General features: G+C 45.3%; 21 protein-coding genes. 2 read left to right on the top strand and 19 right to left on the bottom strand.

Features of this window, described 5'->3' with window-relative positions:
• Nucleotides 1-48: 48 nt before the first annotated feature.
• The 8 genes from INF29_RS08105 to INF29_RS08140 all read right to left on the bottom strand — a co-directional run bounded on the left by INF29_RS08105 (nucleotide 49) and on the right by INF29_RS08140 (nucleotide 4,445).
• On the bottom strand, nucleotides 49-279 hold the full coding sequence (locus tag INF29_RS08105) for a KH domain-containing protein (protein WP_022253623.1): 231 nt from the start codon (nucleotides 277-279) through the stop codon (nucleotides 49-51).
• A gap of 22 nt (nucleotides 280-301) precedes the next feature.
• Entirely contained in the window at nucleotides 302-550 is a 249-nt protein-coding gene (rpsP, locus tag INF29_RS08110) for a 30S ribosomal protein S16 (protein WP_022253624.1), read from the bottom strand.
• A gap of 34 nt (nucleotides 551-584) precedes the next feature.
• Nucleotides 585-1,925 carry a signal recognition particle protein gene (gene ffh / locus INF29_RS08115; protein ID WP_072853820.1) on the bottom strand — a complete coding sequence of 447 codons (1,341 nt, stop codon included), beginning with the start codon at nucleotides 1,923-1,925 and terminating at the stop codon, nucleotides 585-587.
• Between the two features lie 14 nt (nucleotides 1,926-1,939).
• Entirely contained in the window at nucleotides 1,940-2,290 is a 351-nt protein-coding gene (gene ylxM, locus INF29_RS08120) for a YlxM family DNA-binding protein (RefSeq protein WP_193485881.1), read from the bottom strand.
• A gap of 152 nt (nucleotides 2,291-2,442) precedes the next feature.
• Nucleotides 2,443-2,913: a hypothetical protein gene (locus INF29_RS08125; protein ID WP_193485883.1), complete on the bottom strand. Its 471-nt coding sequence runs from the start codon at nucleotides 2,911-2,913 to the stop codon at nucleotides 2,443-2,445.
• Between the two features lie 12 nt (nucleotides 2,914-2,925).
• Complete coding sequence (locus INF29_RS08130; protein WP_193485885.1) at nucleotides 2,926-3,468, bottom strand: hypothetical protein; 543 nt, start codon at nucleotides 3,466-3,468, stop codon at nucleotides 2,926-2,928.
• 1 nt (nucleotide 3,469) lies between these two features.
• Entirely contained in the window at nucleotides 3,470-4,078 is a 609-nt protein-coding gene (gene cobC / locus INF29_RS08135) for an alpha-ribazole phosphatase (RefSeq protein ID WP_193485887.1), read from the bottom strand.
• Between the two features lie 205 nt (nucleotides 4,079-4,283).
• A complete protein-coding gene (locus INF29_RS08140) occupies nucleotides 4,284-4,445 on the bottom strand; it encodes a DUF1540 domain-containing protein (protein ID WP_022253630.1) in 162 nt (53 codons plus the stop codon).
• A gap of 114 nt (nucleotides 4,446-4,559) precedes the next feature.
• On the opposite strand from INF29_RS08140, the gene INF29_RS08145 reads away from it, so the two are divergent.
• The gene (locus INF29_RS08145; protein ID WP_072853812.1) at nucleotides 4,560-4,781 is read left to right on the top strand and encodes a ribbon-helix-helix domain-containing protein; all 222 of its coding nucleotides are present in this window, start codon (nucleotides 4,560-4,562) and stop codon (nucleotides 4,779-4,781) included.
• A gap of 226 nt (nucleotides 4,782-5,007) precedes the next feature.
• On the opposite strand, the gene INF29_RS08150 is transcribed toward INF29_RS08145, so the two are convergent.
• The 6 genes from INF29_RS08150 to murA form a co-directional block, all read right to left on the bottom strand.
• On the bottom strand, nucleotides 5,008-5,847 hold the full coding sequence (locus INF29_RS08150; RefSeq protein ID WP_193485888.1) for a DUF3795 domain-containing protein: 840 nt from the start codon (nucleotides 5,845-5,847) through the stop codon (nucleotides 5,008-5,010).
• A gap of 292 nt (nucleotides 5,848-6,139) precedes the next feature.
• A complete protein-coding gene (gene ftsZ, locus INF29_RS08155; RefSeq protein ID WP_193485890.1) occupies nucleotides 6,140-7,279 on the bottom strand; it encodes a cell division protein FtsZ in 1,140 nt (379 codons plus the stop codon).
• 128 nt (nucleotides 7,280-7,407) lie between these two features.
• On the bottom strand, nucleotides 7,408-7,773 hold the full coding sequence (locus INF29_RS08160; protein WP_084730740.1) for a small basic family protein: 366 nt from the start codon (nucleotides 7,771-7,773) through the stop codon (nucleotides 7,408-7,410).
• Nucleotides 7,770-8,492: a DUF881 domain-containing protein gene (locus INF29_RS08165; protein ID WP_072853257.1), complete on the bottom strand. Its 723-nt coding sequence runs from the start codon at nucleotides 8,490-8,492 to the stop codon at nucleotides 7,770-7,772. The genes INF29_RS08160 and INF29_RS08165 overlap by 4 nt, the downstream gene beginning before the upstream one ends.
• 15 nt (nucleotides 8,493-8,507) lie before the next feature.
• The gene (locus tag INF29_RS08170; RefSeq protein ID WP_193485892.1) at nucleotides 8,508-9,299 is read right to left on the bottom strand and encodes a cell division protein FtsQ/DivIB; all 792 of its coding nucleotides are present in this window, start codon (nucleotides 9,297-9,299) and stop codon (nucleotides 8,508-8,510) included.
• An 11-nt stretch (nucleotides 9,300-9,310) separates the two neighbouring features.
• On the bottom strand, nucleotides 9,311-10,564 hold the full coding sequence (murA, locus tag INF29_RS08175; RefSeq protein WP_193485894.1) for a UDP-N-acetylglucosamine 1-carboxyvinyltransferase: 1,254 nt from the start codon (nucleotides 10,562-10,564) through the stop codon (nucleotides 9,311-9,313).
• A 129-nt stretch (nucleotides 10,565-10,693) separates the two neighbouring features.
• Here murA and INF29_RS08180 point away from each other — a divergent pair, with 129 nt between their 5' ends.
• The gene (locus tag INF29_RS08180; protein WP_193485896.1) at nucleotides 10,694-11,626 is read left to right on the top strand and encodes a P1 family peptidase; all 933 of its coding nucleotides are present in this window, start codon (nucleotides 10,694-10,696) and stop codon (nucleotides 11,624-11,626) included.
• 51 nt (nucleotides 11,627-11,677) lie between these two features.
• Here INF29_RS08180 and INF29_RS08185 read toward each other — a convergent pair whose 3' ends face one another.
• The 5 genes from INF29_RS08185 to INF29_RS08205 all read right to left on the bottom strand — a co-directional run bounded on the left by INF29_RS08185 (nucleotide 11,678) and on the right by INF29_RS08205 (nucleotide 18,230).
• A complete protein-coding gene (locus tag INF29_RS08185) occupies nucleotides 11,678-12,565 on the bottom strand; it encodes a LysR family transcriptional regulator (protein WP_022254798.1) in 888 nt (295 codons plus the stop codon).
• 228 nt (nucleotides 12,566-12,793) lie between these two features.
• The gene (gene ligA / locus INF29_RS08190; RefSeq protein ID WP_408626515.1) at nucleotides 12,794-14,758 is read right to left on the bottom strand and encodes an NAD-dependent DNA ligase LigA; all 1,965 of its coding nucleotides are present in this window, start codon (nucleotides 14,756-14,758) and stop codon (nucleotides 12,794-12,796) included.
• A 12-nt stretch (nucleotides 14,759-14,770) separates the two neighbouring features.
• On the bottom strand, nucleotides 14,771-17,008 hold the full coding sequence (pcrA, locus tag INF29_RS08195; protein WP_072853247.1) for a DNA helicase PcrA: 2,238 nt from the start codon (nucleotides 17,006-17,008) through the stop codon (nucleotides 14,771-14,773).
• Nucleotides 17,009-17,097: 89 nt separating this feature from the next.
• Nucleotides 17,098-17,424: a YerC/YecD family TrpR-related protein gene (locus INF29_RS08200; protein ID WP_072853245.1), complete on the bottom strand. Its 327-nt coding sequence runs from the start codon at nucleotides 17,422-17,424 to the stop codon at nucleotides 17,098-17,100.
• Between the two features lie 89 nt (nucleotides 17,425-17,513).
• Nucleotides 17,514-18,230 (bottom strand): phosphatase, encoded by a 717-nt coding sequence (locus tag INF29_RS08205; RefSeq protein WP_193485898.1) that lies wholly within the window; start codon nucleotides 18,228-18,230, stop codon nucleotides 17,514-17,516.
• Between the last annotated feature and the right edge of the window lie 243 nt (nucleotides 18,231-18,473).

Below are 18,473 nucleotides of genomic sequence, written 5' to 3' on the forward strand. Positions count from 1 at the left end.
CAAAATCAGCAGGATGCGCCTGCACCCTGCCGTATACAGCGGTTTCCCTTACTGTACGATTTCTACGATAATCTTTTTATCCTCGTGGATGGCCGCCGCTTTTACCACAGTACGGATTGCTTTTGCAATTCTGCCCTGCTTGCCGATGACCTTACCCATATCTTCAGGGGCAACTTTCAGTTCCAAAATCCAAGCGCGTTCGCCTTCTTTTTCGGAAACCTGCACCTGTTCGGGATGTTCCACCAGATTTTTTGCGATTACTTCCAGTAATTCTTTCATTGCATTGGCCTCCCGTTACGAATTATTCGCCGATAACGCCAGCTTTTTTCAGCAGAGCTTTAGCTGTTTCGGAAGGCTGTGCGCCTGTTGCCAGCCATTTGTTAGCTGCTTCTGCGTCAACTTTCAGAACAACGGGTTCCTTTGTAGGATCGTAGTAACCGATTTCGTCGATGGATTTACCGTTTCTGGATGTTCTGGAATCTGCTACAACGATTCTATAGAAAGGAGCTTTCTTTGCACCCAGTCTTTTCAGTCTGATTCTTACTGCCATTTCATTTCACCTCCTGCAAGTGTTCATAAAAAGTTTATCGGAAAAAAGGAAGCTTGCCCTTTTTGCCTTTTTGCATGTTGTTCATCTGCTTCATCATTTTCTTCATTTCTTCAAACTGTTTCAGCAGACGATTGACTTCGGCGATGCTTCTGCCGGAGCCGTTGGCGATACGTTTTTTCCGTGGTCCATTGAGGATGGAAGGATTCAGCCGTTCCTCTCTTGTCATGGACTGGATGATGGCTTCTGTTTTCGCCATTTCCTTGGACGGGTCAACGCCGTTTAAGGCTTCGTCCAGATTAAATTTATTCATACCCGGAATCATGCCCATCAGATCTTTCAGCGGACCCATTTTCTTGATCTGCTGCATCTGAGAAAGGAAATCCTCCAGTGTGAATTCATTGGAAAGCATTTTTTTCTGCATTTCCTTGGCTTCCTGCTCGTCGATGTTCTGCTGCACCTTATCAATCAGTGTCAGCACATCGCCCATGCCCAAGATTCTGGAAGCCATTCGGTCGGGATAGAAGGGCTCCAAGTCCTCCATCTTTTCCCCCATACCGATATACTTGATGGGCTTGTTGGTTACGCTTCTGACAGAAAGTGCCGCACCGCCTCTGGCATCGCCGTCCAGCTTTGTCATGATGATACCATCAATGCCCAGCTGGCTGTCAAAGCTTTCCGCTACGGTTACCGCATCCTGACCGGTCATGGCATCAACCACCAGAAGGATTTCCTGAGGTTTTACCACTTCCTTGATGTCCTGCAGTTCCTGCATCAGTTCTTCATTGATATGCAGACGACCTGCCGTATCGATGAGGATAACATCGTTGCGGTTTTCCGCTGCGTATTCCAACGCTTTTTTGGAAATTTCCACGGGACTGAGTTTGTCCCCCATTTCAAATACGGGAATGTTGTAGTTTTTCCCAACTACCTGCAGCTGTTTGATCGCCGCCGGACGATATACGTCGCAGGCTACCAGCAGAGGATTTCTGCCCTGCTTTCTCAGCTGTCCCGCCAGCTTCCCGCTGCTGGTGGTTTTACCGGCACCCTGCAGACCTACCATCATGTAAACGGTGGGAGGACGCTTTGCAAAAGTCAGCTGACTTTGTGTGGTGCCCATGAGAGCGATCAGCTCTTCATTTACAATCTTAATCACCTGCTGTCCCGGATTCAGACCTTCCAGCACTTCTGTGCCTACAGCCCGTTCCGTAACAGTCTTGATGAAGTTTTTTACGATTTTAAAGTTTACGTCTGCCTCCAGAAGCGCAATCTTTACTTCCCGCATGGCGGTTTTTACATCTGCTTCTGTCAGCTTGCCTTTGCCCCGCAGCTGCTTGAACACATCCTGCAGCTTATTGGAAAGGTTTTCAAATGCCATAGACCGCCCTCCTCTCAGGATAATATTGCTTCGGCAATCTGTTTCATTTTTTCCAGTTGGTGGATTCTTTTTTCTGAAAGACCGTCGGTTTCCATCTCCTGTAAAATATCCAGCATTTCCCGTACAGATTTTTTCTGTGCTTGGAATCTGGCTACCAGCCCCAGCTTCTGTTCATAATCCATAAGGATTTTTTCCGTCCGCTTCAGCTGATCCCGCACCGCCTGACGGCTGATGGACAATTCCTCTCCGATTTCCGAAAGGGAAAGATCGTCCTGATAGTGCAGATCGAATACCTGTTTTTGTTTCTCTGTCAAAAGCTCGCCGTAAAAATCATAGAGCAGTGTCAGATGTAAGATTTCATCCATGGTCTTTTCCTCCTGTAAAGTAAAATCACTTTACAACCACCTGTGTTATTGTATCCGAAAAGGGGGCGGCTGTCAAGTATTTTTCCTTTACAGAACGTATTTTTTTCAAAACCATCAGACTGCCTGAAAAATCAATGATTTTCCCAATTTTTTTATTCTGGTTCCCCAACCATTTCATCCAAAAAAGCTGCTGCATCCTCCGTTTCGGCTTCTCCTTGGACGATGGCAAAGTCCATGAACATATCTCCGCCGTTTTTGCCTGCCACAGCCTTACAGTTATATTCTTTTTCCTTCTCTGTCAGCATTTCTGTCAACACGGTGGATTCTCCCGGCAAAAGCACTTCCTGCGCCACTTCTTCTTCGTCGCAGAGAATACTTACTTTCAATTCCGTGTACACATCGCTTTCCGGTCGTGTGTTTCTCACATAAAAATGCAGTGCTTCTCCGTTGGTGTTGTCCAGTTCATAAGTTTCAGAAAATCCATTGCTGCCGCCAGCACCGCCGGAATTGAGCATGGTATTGCCCATGGCTTCCTGTGCGGGCACTTCCGCCTGCTCTCCTCCGCCACAGCCTGCCAACGCAAACGTCATAACCAACGCCGCCAGTATTCCATACTTTTTCATAACTTCTCCCCCTTATAAAAGTTCGTATTCTGTTTCCGCTTCTGTCTGACTGTCAAAAATACGGATTTCTTCCGCTTCTTTCACAACTTCTAACAAATCTGTTTTCGGCGGTTCCAGACCAAATACCATGCCCATTTTTTCTCTTTCTTCCTGTGTTTCTTCTGAAAAATCAGATTTCTTTCCTGTTGCTTTTTCCATCCATTCCGGTGCAAATATCACCAGCCGGACAAATTCTCGGAAATTTTCTGCCAGATACCAGCACTTATTTTCTGCTGACACATAATAGATTGGGCTGTTTTCCAACTTGCCTTCCCTGTGTGCAAAAGCGCCGCCCTTTTCATCCGTAGCAAAAACCCAAAAACAAGGCACAGGAAACCAATTAAACTTCGGCTCCAATCCAGCAAAAATCAGCCGTATTCCCCGTTTCCGCTGCAAAAGAGTAAATCCATCCTCCTCACAGGTAGGGATAAAGGATTCTATGATTTTTCCGCCGCAGAGATGCTCTTTGGAAAAAACAGCCTCTTTCTTCTCCATATTATGACATTTGGCTTTCATGTCATTCCTCCTCCAGACACAAAGGATGGTTGATGCTTTCAATGGTCGTCCACTTTTTGGAAATCAGTACGGAGCTATAATGCCCCTGTTTGGAATCGAACCGCCAGAAGCCATCCATACCAGCTCCTGTCAAATGACAGAGCATAGTACTAAGAGCACCGTTATGAGCCACCAAAAGAACATTTTTGCCGCGGTTTTCCTCCACCAATCTGTCAACGCCTACAGCAACCCTGTTGTAGAAATCCGAAAACTTTTCTCCATTGGGCATAGCAAGGTCTTTCCAGTCTGTGACCCACCCCCGCAGTTCTTCCTTGTAATTCTTCTCTATGTATTCTGTGGTCTGATTTTCCCAATCTCCGTAATAAAGTTCTCGAAAAGCGCTGTCATAGTGTACTTTCATATCCTTCCCAGCGGCGATGATTTCCGCTGTATGAGCCGCTCTTCTCAGATCGCTACTGTAAATGGCATCAATGGGAATCTGCCGGAAATACTGCCGCAGCATTTCTGCCTGCTGTATGCCCGTTTCGTTGATATCCGCATCTGTCCAGCCATAAAACATATTTCGCTTATTCATATCCGTTTGTCCATGTCGAACCAGATATAATCTCATGGCAAACACCTCCATTTTCATTATACCGACGGTATAAACTTGCCGCAATAAAAAACAGTCATCCCAAAGAAAAACTCCTTCCCAATTAAACCCTGTAAAAAGAAGAAAGCTGAAATCTCTTGCAATAAAAGATTTCAGCTTTCTTGGTTTTCTTACGCAGAAGCCCCGAACTTTATGAAATGCCCGTTGCTTCTTTCAGACAATCTTATCTTTTTGTGTAAGACAGACAGTCTGTACACTGATCCATAGTAGGGTTTGCTTCATGTGTGCCTACCTGAATGGTTTCCAGTGTGCAGTAATTTTTTGTGTTGTGGTGATGTCTGCAGTTATCTACGGTACATCTGATACATTCATTACATTTTTCCATTGTGTGCGCCTCCTTTTGTTTGGTACGCACTTATTTTGCCCGGTCTTTGAAAAAACATACTGCTATTTTTTTCTTTTTTTGATATACTGAATACAGAGGAAGGAGAGAACCCCTATGGCAGAGAAAACAACAAAATCCACTGCGAAAAAAAGCAGCACAAAACCGAAATCCACAGGCAAACGCCTGTCCGTTACCATAGATCCCGACACCATGGCACAGCTGAATGAATATCTGGCGCAGTTCGGCTACAGCAAAGACGAATTTGTGAAAAAAGCCATTCTGGAAAAAATCAGTCGGGACAAGATCAGCGCCATGATCGACAATATGATTCGATAACAGCAAAAAAGGATACGCAATCGGGAGCATCTTCATAAGAAAACAAAGAAAGCCAAAATCCTTATTATTACAAAGGGTTTTGACTTTCTTATTTTATTAAGATTTTATTTGTGATGTTTTCTTATGAAGACAGCTGCCGCAATTCCCCTTAAGAAATCAGAGAAAAGGAAAATCAATGTTTTCTTAAGGGAATTTGCTTTGTAGCGTATCCTTTTTTATTTTCAAATCATGTATACTCCTTAAACAGCACTGCCATGCGATACAGATAAACCAGCTGCATAATACCGATGACAAAAACACCAAGACCGCCTACAATGACCAAAATCGCCCCAATGATGCCTAAGAACATCAGACAAATGCCCGCTGTCATACCACCAATGCAAATGAGGTTCCATGTCCAAAGTTTTTTCCACTTTTCCGAAAACTCCAGATCAAAATCTTCCAGTACCGCCGCGTTGCCATAAAAGAAAAAGTAATCTACTGCAAGACCGATGGCTGTTGCCACCAGAAGCATAATCAATGCCAAAGCGATACTGTTTTCCACAACGAGCAAAACCACTACTGCCAGCAAAGCGCTGATGATGGAACAAATACCTGCCTTGCCATATTTTTCTTCTACATGACGCAGCTGCAGCAAAATCAGGCAATAGATCACCTTTATGGCAATACCCGACACAGTCCCAATAAAATAAATCCGTGGACTCACCTGTGACAGACTATCCTGCGACAGTAATCCTGTAATAAGACTTGCAATAAGAAGCCAGAACAAAATCCACAGCCATTTTCCCAGCACCTTTGCTTTTTCTCTTTTTTGAACTTCTTTTTCTTCTTTTGCCGACGCTTCTGCAATTCGTATCTGCGGCATCTGATCTTTCTGCTGTCGTTTTGTACAGCTCATAGCTTCCTGACAGGTATCACAGTTTGCATGATACTTGTCCCGACAGCAATCCGCAATGGGACAGTCACCGCCAAACCGCCTGCCCGGTCCTTCTTTGCAGCCTCTGCACGCTTCTGATTGTTTCTCCTGACATAAATCACAATCTTTTCCACAAAATGTTTCTGTCATACATTTCCCCTCCTGTTTCTCTCTTCATAAACTTTCCCCAAAGCTTTGTACATTCATTGTACATGAAAATTATTACAAAATATAACAGGATATTATTTTTCATTATGTCATACAAAACAAGACAGGAAAACTATTGCAGTTATACCAAAACACACCTGAAAGCCCTGTAATTCTTGCTAATTTCAGGTTTATGTTTTTGTCTAACATCTACTTTCTCACAAAAAAACGGATAAACCCTTTTCAGGATTCATCCGTTTTGATTGTTCCTTATGTATAGAAGATGTATTAAAGATTAGAATTTCTTTCTTGTCAGGAAATCAGGAATTTTGATTTCAGATTCGAAGTCGTCCAGATCTGCAAATCTTCTTGCGGGACGCTGTTCTGCTGTTTCTTCTGTGCTTTCTTCCACAACTTCTTCTGTTGTTTCAGGTGCTTTTTCCACAGACTGTGCCACTCTTCTGGGTTCGGGAGCGGGAATGTCATCTTCCAGACCTGTTGCGATAACAGTAACGATAACTTCATCCTGCAGTTCTTCGTTGATGGTTGTACCGAAGATGATTTCTGCTTCGGGATCGATAGATTCTCTGATCAGATCTGCTGCTTCTTCTGTTTCCATCAGACCCAGGTTCATGTCGCCGCTGAAGTTGATCAGGACGCTCTTTGCACCTTCGATAGTTGTTTCCAGCAGAGGGCTCTGGATTGCCATTTTTGCTGCGATTTCCGCTTTGTTTTCACCAGCAGCACGACCAATACCCATGTGGGCAACGCCTTTGTCTGCCATAACGGTGCGAACGTCTGCAAAGTCCAGATTGATAACGCCGGGTTTGGAGATCAGGTCTGCAATACCCTGTACGCCCTGTCTGAGGATTTCGTCAGCTTTGCGGAACGCTTCTGTCAGTGTTGTCTTTTTATCGATGATGCTCAGCAGTCTCTGGTTGGGAATGATAACCAGTGTATCTACGTTCTTTTTCAGTTCCGCGATACCTTTTTCTGCATTGCTCATTCTCTTTTTGCCTTCAAAGTTGAAGGGTTTTGTAACAACGCCTACAGTCAGGATACCCAGTTCTTTGGAGATCGCTGCGATTCTGGGTGCTGCACCGGTACCTGTGCCGCCGCCCATACCTGCTGTGATGAATACCATATCGGAACCACGCAGAGCCTGCGCGATTTCATCCTGTGTTTCATCTACGGATTTTTCACCGATTTCAGGGTTACCGCCGGCGCCAAGACCTTTGGTCAGTTTTTCACCAATCTGAATTTTTGTGCTGGATTTGGATTTTGCCAAAGCCTGTCCATCTGTGTTAATGGAAATGAATTCCACGCCGTCCAGTCCATCTTCAATCATACGGTCAACAGCGTTGTTGCCACCGCCGCCTACACCGATTACTTTTATTTGTGCCATATTGCTCATTGGGATGTCAAATTCGAGCAAAAAAATCCCCTCCTACCAATTCCATAATCATAACTTTAATTATACATGAAAAAAAGACGAATTACCATACAAAAACAGAATAATTCATAATTTTTTTCGATATTTTTAACTTTCTTTTTTGACCTTTCTTACTCTTCTCCTATCATAGCCTCTTTTTGCCTTTTATTCAACAAAAATCTTCTAATTTTACTAAAATTATAAAAAATCCGAGAACCAAAGACCACAATGGCAGCAATAGACAAATCCATATTCAGCTGTTTTCCCAGCCAAACCAGACCAATGGCAACGATTCCATTGATGAAAAAGCCGCTGACGAATATCCGCATCTGAAACTGATGCTCCATATCCGCGCGCACACCGCCCAGCACCGTATCCAGACACGCCAGAATTCCAACGCCGCCATAAGCCATCATGGCATAAGGCAGCACAATGCCGCTTTTGATTCCCAGAAGAATCCCTGCGCATAATCCAATAATAGGAACGATGATTTTCATGATGCATCTTCTCCTTCCTCTGTTGTTTTCCACAACGCAGACTGGGTATAAGCCGGAACGGTCACAGACGCCTCCTCACGAATGTCAATGACAATGCCCCAAGGAGAAAGGGTATCCACAACGCCGCCAGGAAAACGTAAAGCTGCCTGCAACACACTAGCATCTCCAATGGCTTTGATTTCAAAAGGCGCAGCCACACGCACACCATTAACTGTAATAACGCTGCCGGCACAGGTGATACCGCTTTGGGCTACGATCCGCTGTTCATTGACAGAAACGGCTTCCGCTCCTGCCACAAAAAGTTCATTGACGACTTTCAAAATATCTTCCGCATGAACAAGATAAGCATTCTTATCGCCGCCCATATCTTTGTCACTATCATCCATGGTCACAACGATACCGGCACCTGTCTGTTCTGACAATCCGGCAAAAGCCCGCAGTTTCTCATTTTCTTTCTGCAAAGATTCCAGTGCCGCACCGTCAGATTCTCCTGCTTCATAGGTTTCCAGCAGTTCTGCCTGCTTGTCCAGCTGTTTTTCCAGCGCTTCTTTTTCTTCTCGTTCCTTGCGCAGTTCCGCAGAAAGCTCTGTCAAACGCACGTTGTCCGTACCTGCCGCTGAAGCCGCCTGAGACTGCACCGTATTATACTGCACACCAATCAGCATACCCAAAATGGCACACAAAGCTGTAATACCGGGTATGATTCCCTTTGGTTTCATCCGTCTGTCACCTTCTTACAACAAATACTGGAACACAATGGGCTTGGAAAGATCACTCAAGTCCAAAGTCCCTCTGTCCTCCTCGGGAATGGTCACCACAACTGCCGCCATGGTACGTATTTTCTGATCCATATTATCCATGGTACCCAAGTGTACCTGCACTTGGTTTACCGTTGCATAAATATCCGATGTGTTGGATACATCCACTTCCGCAGCAAACTCCGTCAGGTTATATTTCTGTATCATCTGGGAAATCTGGAGCATCACCTGCAAGGATTCCTGATTTTCCACCTGCAAAACTTCTCCGCGCTGGAAACCGGAAAATACCAGACCTTTTACCAAAGGCAGCCCTTCCGTATAAACATTCTGGACATCCAGCACCCGTCCTTCTTCGTCTATGTACAGATAAGAACCCATATAAGGCACATAGGCTCTTACCTTCCGTTCTGTCAGGGAAATAACCATGGTATCAGGGAATTCCCAAACCAGTCTGGCATCTTTGATATAAGGGTCTTGCCGCAGAATATCTTCCGCTTTGGAGCGATTGAACAGTATGGCATTATCCCCCTGATTCAGACCGATTCTTTCACAAAGATCTGATGTGGCAAACCGTTCGGAATTTTCCACCCGGATATTTTTGACAGCAAAAAAAGGAGAAAACAGAAACGCTGCCCCTGCCAACAGTATCAACACTGCTACAATGACATATTTCTGCGGAATTTCCAGCCGTTTTTTCCGTGGCTGGTAATATTCCAGTTCCTCCATCAAATCAATGTCTTCCATCTGTTTTTTTCTTTTTTTTCTCATGTAATCACCTTTTATGATACCAGCTGCACCCGTCCGCCCAGAAATGTCAGCGCGTCTTCCAGTTTTTCATAACCCCGTTCCACAAAAGCGCTGCCTTCGACGATGGTTTCTCCTTCTGCTGCCAAAGCCGCCAGCAAAAGCGCCGCACCGCTGCGCAGATCTGTTGCCCGCACTTTTGCACCATGAAGTTTTTCCACGCCAAAAACTGCCGCATTTCGACCGTGCACCTGTATATTCGCTCCCATGCGGCATAATTCTGCCACATGGCGAAACCGTGCTTCAAACACTGTTTCACTCATCATACAGGTTCCTTTTGCCAATGTCAATAGACTCATGACCATTGGCTGCATATCCGTAGGGAAAGCAGGATACGGTCCGGTTGCCAGTGTAAAGTCCGACAAAAGCCGCGTAGGCGCCTGCAAATAGACTGCATCTTCCTCATACCGCAGCCCGCAGCCTACCTTTTCCAGCACTTCCAGTGTCTGCTCCATATACTGTTTTTCCGCACCATGGAGATACAGCTTTCCACCCGTCATGGCAGCGGCACAAAGAAACGTCCCTGCCTCAATGCGGTCAAAAGGTACTTCAAACACCGCTCCATGGAGTTTCCGCACCCCTTCTACCATGATGGTAGGAGTACCTTCTCCGTAAATTTCCGCACCGCATGCCCGCAGAAAACGAGCCAGAGCCACAATTTCTGGTTCTCTTGCCGCATTGTGGATGACCGTAGTGCCCTCTGCTTTCACAGAAAGGAGCAGGATATTTTCCGTAGCGCCTACGCTGGGATATTCCAGATAAATATGATACCCCAAAAGCAAAGGTGCCTCACAATGGAAAATTTCGTTTTCCTCCCGAATCCGTACGCCCATTTTCTCAAAGGCACGCAAATGCAGATCAATGGGACGTCGACCGATCACACATCCGCCGGGGTGTCCCAGAGAGGCTTTTTTCATCCGACCAAGCAGTGCCCCCAGATACAGTATGGAAGAACGCATTTTCCCTACCATTTCCTCACTGATTTCTGTTTTTTCAATATTCCGGCTGTCAATGGTCAGTGTCCTGCCTTCCAGCTTTGTCTTGCAGCCCAGTTCCTCCAAAATTTCCAGAGAAACAAACACATCCGTAATATGGGGCACATTTTCCAGCACCACTTCATCTCCAGCTAAAATGGATGCCGCCAGAATGGGCAGCACTGCGTTTTTACTGCCTCTGACTGTGTATTCCCCACCAATGGTTCCGCCGCCCGTCACCCGATAATATCCCATTGCTTCTCCTCCCGCACATACCAAGATAATGTCATTCTATGGCGGTCAAGATTCTTTGGTGCTTTTCCATATTTACAAGGGCTTTTAATACAGGTAATATAAAAGAAAACACACCTTCAGGAGGAAATTATGAAGCATAATATTTTAGATATCAAAGGCTTGAAAGTCGGTCAGGCACAAAATACAGAAGCAAAAACAGGCGTTACCGTTGTCATTGCGGAAAAAGGTGCTGTCTGCGGCGTGGATGTCCGCGGTGCCGCTCCCGGCACAAGAGAAACAGATCTGTTAAACCCCATCAATGCCATGGAAAGAGTACAGGCTGTTGTCCTTTCCGGCGGTTCCGCTTTTGGTCTGGAAGCTGCCAGCGGTGTCATGGACTATCTGGAAGAAAAAGGCATCGGCTTTGACGTAGGTGTCACAAAAGTTCCCATCGTTCCCTCTGCTGTTCTTTTTGATTTGGGCTATGGAGATGCCTTTGTGCGTCCTGACAAAGCTATGGGCAGAGCTGCCTGCGAAGCCGCTTCCGACGAAATCCTCATGGAAGGCGATTACGGCGCAGGCTGCGGCGCAACGGTCGGGAAACTCAATGGCATGGAACACTGCTGCAACAGCGGCATCGGTTCCTGGGCAGAAACTACAGAAAACGGCATCACTGTGGCTGCCCTCATTGCGGTGAACGCTTTTGGGGATGTCTGGGAAAACGGCAAAATCATTGCCGGTACCAAAAATCCTGATGGCACCTTTTCCAATACAGAAGAAGGCGTCATCAAAGCCGCATCTTCTCTTTCCTTTGGCGGCAAAAACACCACCATCGGTATCATTGCCACCAATGTGAAACTGACAAAAGCCCAGGCTGCAAAAGTTGCCGGCATGGCACATGATGGTCTGGCACGGTGCATTCGCCCCATCCACACCACTTTGGACGGTGATACCCTGTTCTGCATGTCCACAGAAGAACTGGAACTGCCCACCGCTCCCGTTGACGTTGTGGGGATTCTGGCTGCAAAAGTCACAGAACAGGCTGTGCTGCGGGCCATCAAAACAACAAATCCACAGATTTGATCATTCCATGAAAAAAACGGCTGAGGAAAAACCTCAGCCGTTTTTTCATGTTCACTTTTCTTTTGTACGCTGAATGATATACTCTTTGAATTTTTCCACTGCCGGCGGCAGGTATCGATTGAGCACATAAGCCATATATACCATTCGTTTGGAATAAGGCGTATCAAATTCTAGTTTTGTGACTTTATAATTCTGTATGGATGGATTATCTGTAATGATTGCGATGCCCTGGTTTGCTGCCACCAGCCCTGCCATGGAGTTGACATCTTCAAACTGACAGAGGATGTTGGGCATGATCTGCGCTTTGACAAACAAATCATCAATGATACGACGCATCCCACTTTCTTTTGTATAGCAGATGAGGGGATATGGACAAATATCCTGAATGGTCACTTTTTCTTTTTCCGCCAGAGGATGATTTTCCGGCACAATAACCACCAGACCCTGTTCATACACAGGAATAAATTCCACATCACTCTCATTTTCCACCATGGAGCAGAAAATCAAATCATATTTTTCCCGCTTCAGGTTGTAAAGTAATGTTTTGGTATTGCCTTCATAACAGGAGAAAGAAATGTTTTTATTCTGGGGATCATCCAGAAAGCCTGCAATGATTTCCGGCACAAAATTGGTCCCAACGGATGTCATATAAGCCAAACCTACATGACCGCCGCCTTCTGCCACCAACCGCTCGATCTGGTTTTTCCCCAGCTCCAGCTGGGTCAGGGCATTTTCCACATAAAACATGTAAATTCTGCCGTATTTTGTCAGTACTACATTTCGCCCCTGTTTTTCAAAAAGGAAGGCACCCAACTCTTTTTCCATCGCCGCGATGGAATGACTTAGGGTAGGCTGTGAAATATTCAGCTTTTCGGCAGCTTTTGTATAATGCTCTAATTCTGCCAAAGTCTTGAAATAATACAGCTGGTTTAAGTTCATAGTAACCTCTCCCGCCTTTCTATATTTTTTATTATAACAAAAAATCAAGAAAAATACAGAAAAAAAATGTGAAAATATGCTATTTTTTTGTATTTTGGGAAAAGAAATTCAAGAAATAACATTATCCTTAGTGCATCATGGATGAAATAGTTTTTCTGCCGATAATTTATTTCATTTTATAAAAAATCGACTCATTTTTCTATCAAAAAAATGAGTCGATTTGCATATTTATTCTTCTTTTTTTCCAAATCGTTCCACAAAAGCGTTTTCGTCCAAAATGGGAATTCCCAGCTCCTGGGCTTTCTTATTTTTGGAAGAAGTGGAATGAACATCATTATTGATCAGGAAATTGGTTTTCTTCGTCACACTGCCTGTCACCTTGCCGCCATTGGCTTCAATATAAGCAGCCAGTTCCTTACGGTTGGCAAACTGCTCCAAATCCCCTGTCACCACAAAAGTCAAGCCGTTGAGGGGTGATTGGGAAGTATCCTGCACTTCTTCCACACGGAAACGCAGATACGGCAAAGCATCTGCTAGCAGTGCCAGATGCTGTTCATCATGGAAATACTGATGGATGCTATGGGCAATGATTTCCCCAAAGCCTTCGATGGCTGCCAGTTCTTCCGTTTCTGCCGCCTTGATTTTCTCCAAGTCGTTATCAAAAGACTTGCAGAGCAATTTCGCGTTCCGCAGACCTACATGGTTGATGCCAAGGGCATAGATAAAGTTTGCCAGATACACATCCTTTGCTTTTTCCACAGAAGCAATGAGATTGGTATAAGACTTTTCACCGAAACCATCCATTTCCAAAATGGCATCTTTATGTTCTTCCAATCGGAACAGATCGGGATACTGGTTGATAAAACCCTTTTCCAAGAATTTTTTCAGAGTTTCTTCGGAAAGTCCTTCCATATTCATAGCATCTCTGGAAACAAAGTGGCTCAATGTCTGGACACGCTGTGCCTGACAGCTGGGATTGGTACAATATAACGCTTTCCCATCCCTAAGGCTGCGTACTTCCGTTTCACCGCCGCAAACAAAGCAATGAGCAGGGATTTCCGCAGAAGCAGAACGTGTCAGATTTTCCGCAATCTGGGGAATAATCATATTTGCTTTATAGACTTTAATGGTATCCCCAATGCCCAGTGCCAGTTCTTCCAGAATACTGACGTTGTGTACACTGGCACGGCTCACCGTAGAGCCTTCCAGTTCCACAGGGTCAAAGACTGCAATGGGATTCATAAGCCCTGTACGGGAAGTGTTCCATTCAATTTCCCGCAAAGTGGTTTCTGCCATTTCGTCTGCCCATTTGAAGGCGATGGAGTCTTTGGGGAATTTGGCTGTCCGTCCCAGACTCTGGCTATAAGAAATGCTGTCAAAAGTCAGTACCAAGCCATCAGATGCAATGTCATTGCCTTCGATATGTTCCCGGAAATATTCCACCGCATCCAGAATGGTATCTCCCGTGACTACTTTGGATTCTACAACTGTAAAGCCCAAAGAAGCCAGCCACTGCATATTTTCTGTTTTACTATCGGAAAGTTCTTTTCCCTCCGCACTTACCAGTGTAAAGGCAAAAAACTGTACATTTCGCTTTGCTGCAATCTCGCTGTTCAGCTGTCTTACGGTACCGCTGCAAAGGTTTCTGGGGTTTTTGTATGCTTCCCCTTCGCCTAGTTCCTCATTGATTCGCTGGAACTCTGAATAAGAAATAACACCTTCGCCACGAAGCACCAATTCTCCGTCAAAAGCAATCTTCAAAGGCAGGTTTGCAAACACACGGGCATTATGAGTCACATCTTCACCGATTTCCCCATTGCCTCTGGTGATTGCCTGTACCAGTTCCCCGCCGCTGTATTTCAGCACAATGGTCAAGCCATCCAGTTTCCAAGACAAAATGCCTTTTTTGTCCCCCAAGAAGCTTTGAAGCTTCAAGGGGTCTTTTGTTTTATCCAGTGACAAAATAGGGCTTTCATGACGGATTTTCTGCAGATTGCTCAAAACCGTATAGCCCACGTTCTGTGTCGGGCTGTTTGCCAGCACCATGCCTGTTTCTGCTTCCAGCTGCACCAATTCGTCATAAAGTGCGTCATACTGCTGGTTGGACATGATTTCCGTATCTTTCTGATAATAGGCTTCCGCTGCCTCATTGAGGAGGGCAACCAGTTCCTTCATTCTCTCCATATTCCGCATCGCTCCCAAAGATTATTCGCTGACTTTGATCAGCTTGGAAAGTTTTGCCATAAATTTCTTGGTTCCTTTTTCGCCGAAGGATACCTCTACTTCAAAATCTGCGCCGCCGCCCTGAATGGATTTGACAACGCCAATGCCGTACTTCGGTGCACGGACTTTATCGCCTACTTCGTAATCCAGCTTAAAGTCCTTAGGCGCAGGCATTTCCCGTTTGATGGGCTGGGCATAAGGGTTCACTTTGCTGCGTGTAGGTGTCACAGGACTTACTTTCATGCTTTCCCGCATTGCGTATTTCTTTGCCATATCGGACATCTGACGAGTAGGCATATCCACCAGATCCTGAGGGATTTCTTTCAGGAAACGGGAAGGTGGATTGTACTGTGTCAGACCATGCTGCATACGGCTTTTTGCATGGGTCATATAAAGGACTTCTTTTGCACGAGTGATACCTACATAACAAAGACGGCGTTCTTCCTCAATTTCTTTTTCGCCGCCGAACATCACCGCACGGTAGCCGGGGAAAATACCTTCTTCCATGCCGATGATGAATACATAAGGGAATTCCAGACCTTTTGCGCTGTGCAGTGTCATGAGTACCACACTTTCATCCCCTTCATTGTATCCGTCAATGTCAGCCACCAGAGCCACTTCTTCCAAGAAGCCTTCCAGACCTGCTTCGGGATTCTGTTTATCATATTCTGTTGCCTTATTGACAAATTCGTCGATATTTTCGATTCTTGCCAGTGCTTCATCAGTGCCTTCTGTCAAAAGCTGCTGCAGGTAGCCGCTGCGTTTTACTACGGCGTCAATGAGTTCTGCCGCTGTCATGCCTTCATAATCACGGCGCAGGCTTTCAAAGAGTTCATAGAATTCTTTGAATTTCTTCACTCTTGTTTTCAGTTCCGGCATATCATCCAGATGCGCCAGTGCTTCATAAAGCCCCATGCCATGGTTCTGGGCATAGGTTACCACTTTTTCCAGAGAAGTATCCCCAATACCACGTTTAGGCACATTGATGATTCTCCGCAGTGCAATGGTGTCCGCAGGGTTTGCCAGCACTTTCAGATAAGACAGAATATCTCTGATTTCTTTTCTTTCATAGAAGCGCACGCCGCCGAACAGACGATAAGGGATGCCTCTTTTTACCAGCTGGTCTTCCACAGTACGGGACTGTGCGTTAGCACGATACAGCACTGCAAAGTTATTCAGGCTCTTGCCTTCTTTGTGAAGCTGTTCAATCTGTTCTGCCACATAACGTGCTTCGTCGTATTCATTATCTGCTTTATAAATGTGGATGATGCTGCCGCTGTCGTTTTCTGTCCAAAGGGATTTTTCTTTTCTGGTCACATTGTTATGAATGACTGCGTTTGCCGCATCCAGAATTTTCTTGGTGGAACGATAGTTCTGTTCCAGTTTGATAACAGTTGTGTTGGGGAAGTCTTTTTCAAAGTCCAAAATGTTGCGGATATTTGCGCCTCTCCAGCCATAAATACTCTGGTCGTCGTCCCCTACCACGCACAGATTTTGGTATTTTGCAGCCAGCATATGCACCAGTTCATACTGGGATGTGTTGGTATCCTGATATTCGTCTACCATGATATAACGGAAACGTTCCTGATATTTATCCAGCACTTCTGGATGGGTACGGAACAGCAGCACTGTCTTATAAATCAGATCATCAAAGTCCAGGGCGTTGCTTTCTTTCAGCAGCTGCTGATAAAGCTGGTATACCTTTGCCAGACGTTTTCCCTTGATGTCAAAAGGATCTACGGTCTTTGCGTAGTCTTCCCAGCTGACCATTTCTTCTTTCTGTTTGCTGATCTGAGAAATGGCAGCACGGACGGAAAAACTCTTGTCAATGGGGCTCATATTCAGGCGTTTGAATACTTCCTTCATGACTTTTTCCTGATCGTCTGCGTCATAGATGGAGAACTGACCATCATAATCCAGATGGCTGATTTCCCGGCGCAGGATACGCACGCAGGTAGAATGGAATGTGCTGATCCAGATATCTTCTGCACCCTGTCCCACCAGTTTGTCCACACGTTCCCGCATTTCTTTGGCTGCTTTGTTGGTGAAAGTAATTGCAAGAATATTCCAGGGTTTTACGCCTGTTTCCAGCAAATGGGCAATACGGACTGTCAGTGCACCTGTCTTACCGCTGCCAGCACCTGCCAGCACCAAAACGGGACCTTCCGTCTGCATAACCGCTTTTTGCTGCATATTGTTCAACTGTTCAAATCCAATCATGTTTTTACTCCTGTTCTGTCTTTTTTGGCAAAGAAAAGGAAGCGGACACCTGAGAAAGTGCCAACTCCCTTCCTAAGCTCATCTATGGGTTACTGTTCTGCTTCTTCCGTTTTTTCCGTCTGGTCACCATCGCCATATACTCTGCTGATCGCAAGTTTATAGCCATCCGTACCATAATGCAGGCAGCGGTTCACGCGGCTGATGGTGGCTGTAGAAGCCCCTGTCTTGTCCGCAATTTCCACATAAGTCTTTTTTGCGTTCAGCATAACCGCTACTTCCATACGCTGGGCAATTGCCTGTATTTCATTGACGGTGCATAAATCCTCGAAAAGCTGGTAACATTCTTCTACGGTTTCCATGCTGAGGATACACTGAAAAAGCCTGTCCACTAATTCACTTTTGATTTTTTTGTTCATAACCGAACGCCACCTTTGCTCTCAATATCTTATTACATATTAGCATACTAAAGTGTTAAAGTAAAGATTTTTTTGGCGTTCTGATGAAATTATTTGTTGCGCTTTAACGCGCTGATGAGCCCATCCACGCTGGCGTTCAGCACCAAACTTTTGGGGAAATCTACTTTCTTCATCAATGCTTCCGCATGGTCAAATTCGCCAATGCTGGTATAAAAATGCGCATCACTGCCAACCACCACAGGCAGTTTTGCTTCTTTGCAAAGACGCAGCATATACTCTATGTTGTCCGCGCTTCCGTCCCGAAACCCGCCGGGAATAAGAGAAGTGTTATTGATTTCCAAAATGGTGCCTGTTTCTTTGGCTTTTTCCACCAAAAGTTCATAATCCAGCGGATAACGAGGATCTCCCGGATGTCCCAGAATATCCACTAAGGGATTTTCCATGGCCTTCAGGCAGGCTCTTGTGTTTTCCTCTTTGGTACCCGGTGCCAGACAAGGTGTATGCAGGCTGGCAATGGCAATATCCAGACGGGAAAGGACTTTCTCGTCCATATCCACTGTGCCGTCAAAGTCCATGATATTCAGTTCAATGCCCCGCAGCACACGCACCCCATGAAGTTCTTTGGGCACCACATGAAGATTGGCAAAGTATGCATGGCATGTGGTATGTGCCATCATAGGCGCATGGTCTGTAATGGCAATGGCTTCCAGTCCTTTTCGTGCCGCACAGAGGACATTTTCGTCCAAAGTGCTGTAAGCATGTCCGCTGGCAATGGTATGGGTATGAGTATCAATCAGATATTTCATGATGATTCCCTCTCTTTTATTATGATCGAAAAAGGTTCAAATGGAACCAAACCTTTTTCATAGGAATTATACCATTTTTTCCATGGAATGAAAAGAAAAAACGCCCAAATCTCAAAGAAATCATAACCACGCCTAAAAGACGTGGTTTGCACTAGCCCTATAAGGGCTTATTAAGAGCCAGCGCCTAAATGACGCTGGCTTTCACTTCGTTCAAGCCTTGGTGGTATGATTATCTGCTACCCT

Origin of the sequence: Anaerotignum lactatifermentans, from assembly GCF_014982935.1 — a bacterium.
Classification (GTDB): Bacteria; Bacillota; Clostridia; order Lachnospirales; family Anaerotignaceae; genus Anaerotignum; species Anaerotignum lactatifermentans.

Bases quoted from the DNA above. Each gene is read 5' to 3' on its own strand.
- INF29_RS08105 (WP_022253623.1), bottom strand. From the start codon at position 279: ATGAAAGAATTACTGGAAGTAATCGCAAAAAATCTGGTGGAACATCCC.
- rpsP (WP_022253624.1), bottom strand. From the start codon at position 550: ATGGCAGTAAGAATCAGACTGAAAAGACTGGGTGCAAAGAAAGCTCCT.
- ffh (WP_072853820.1), bottom strand. From the start codon at position 1,925: ATGGCATTTGAAAACCTTTCCAATAAGCTGCAGGATGTGTTCAAGCAG.
- ylxM (WP_193485881.1), bottom strand. From the start codon at position 2,290: ATGGATGAAATCTTACATCTGACACTGCTCTATGATTTTTACGGCGAG.
- INF29_RS08125 (WP_193485883.1), bottom strand. From the start codon at position 2,913: ATGAAAAAGTATGGAATACTGGCGGCGTTGGTTATGACGTTTGCGTTG.
- INF29_RS08130 (WP_193485885.1), bottom strand. From the start codon at position 3,468: ATGAAAGCCAAATGTCATAATATGGAGAAGAAAGAGGCTGTTTTTTCC.
- cobC (WP_193485887.1), bottom strand. From the start codon at position 4,078: ATGAGATTATATCTGGTTCGACATGGACAAACGGATATGAATAAGCGA.
- INF29_RS08140 (WP_022253630.1), bottom strand. From the start codon at position 4,445: ATGGAAAAATGTAATGAATGTATCAGATGTACCGTAGATAACTGCAGA.
- INF29_RS08145 (WP_072853812.1), top strand. From the start codon at position 4,560: ATGGCAGAGAAAACAACAAAATCCACTGCGAAAAAAAGCAGCACAAAA.
- INF29_RS08150 (WP_193485888.1), bottom strand. From the start codon at position 5,847: ATGACAGAAACATTTTGTGGAAAAGATTGTGATTTATGTCAGGAGAAA.
- INF29_RS08160 (WP_084730740.1), bottom strand. From the start codon at position 7,773: ATGAAAATCATCGTTCCTATTATTGGATTATGCGCAGGGATTCTTCTG.
- INF29_RS08165 (WP_072853257.1), bottom strand. From the start codon at position 8,492: ATGAAACCAAAGGGAATCATACCCGGTATTACAGCTTTGTGTGCCATT.
- INF29_RS08170 (WP_193485892.1), bottom strand. From the start codon at position 9,299: ATGAGAAAAAAAAGAAAAAAACAGATGGAAGACATTGATTTGATGGAG.
- murA (WP_193485894.1), bottom strand. From the start codon at position 10,564: ATGGGATATTATCGGGTGACGGGCGGCGGAACCATTGGTGGGGAATAC.
- INF29_RS08180 (WP_193485896.1), top strand. From the start codon at position 10,694: ATGAAGCATAATATTTTAGATATCAAAGGCTTGAAAGTCGGTCAGGCA.
- INF29_RS08185 (WP_022254798.1), bottom strand. From the start codon at position 12,565: ATGAACTTAAACCAGCTGTATTATTTCAAGACTTTGGCAGAATTAGAG.
- ligA (WP_408626515.1), bottom strand. From the start codon at position 14,758: ATGCGGAATATGGAGAGAATGAAGGAACTGGTTGCCCTCCTCAATGAG.
- pcrA (WP_072853247.1), bottom strand. From the start codon at position 17,008: ATGATTGGATTTGAACAGTTGAACAATATGCAGCAAAAAGCGGTTATG.
- INF29_RS08200 (WP_072853245.1), bottom strand. From the start codon at position 17,424: ATGAACAAAAAAATCAAAAGTGAATTAGTGGACAGGCTTTTTCAGTGT.
- INF29_RS08205 (WP_193485898.1), bottom strand. From the start codon at position 18,230: ATGAAATATCTGATTGATACTCATACCCATACCATTGCCAGCGGACAT.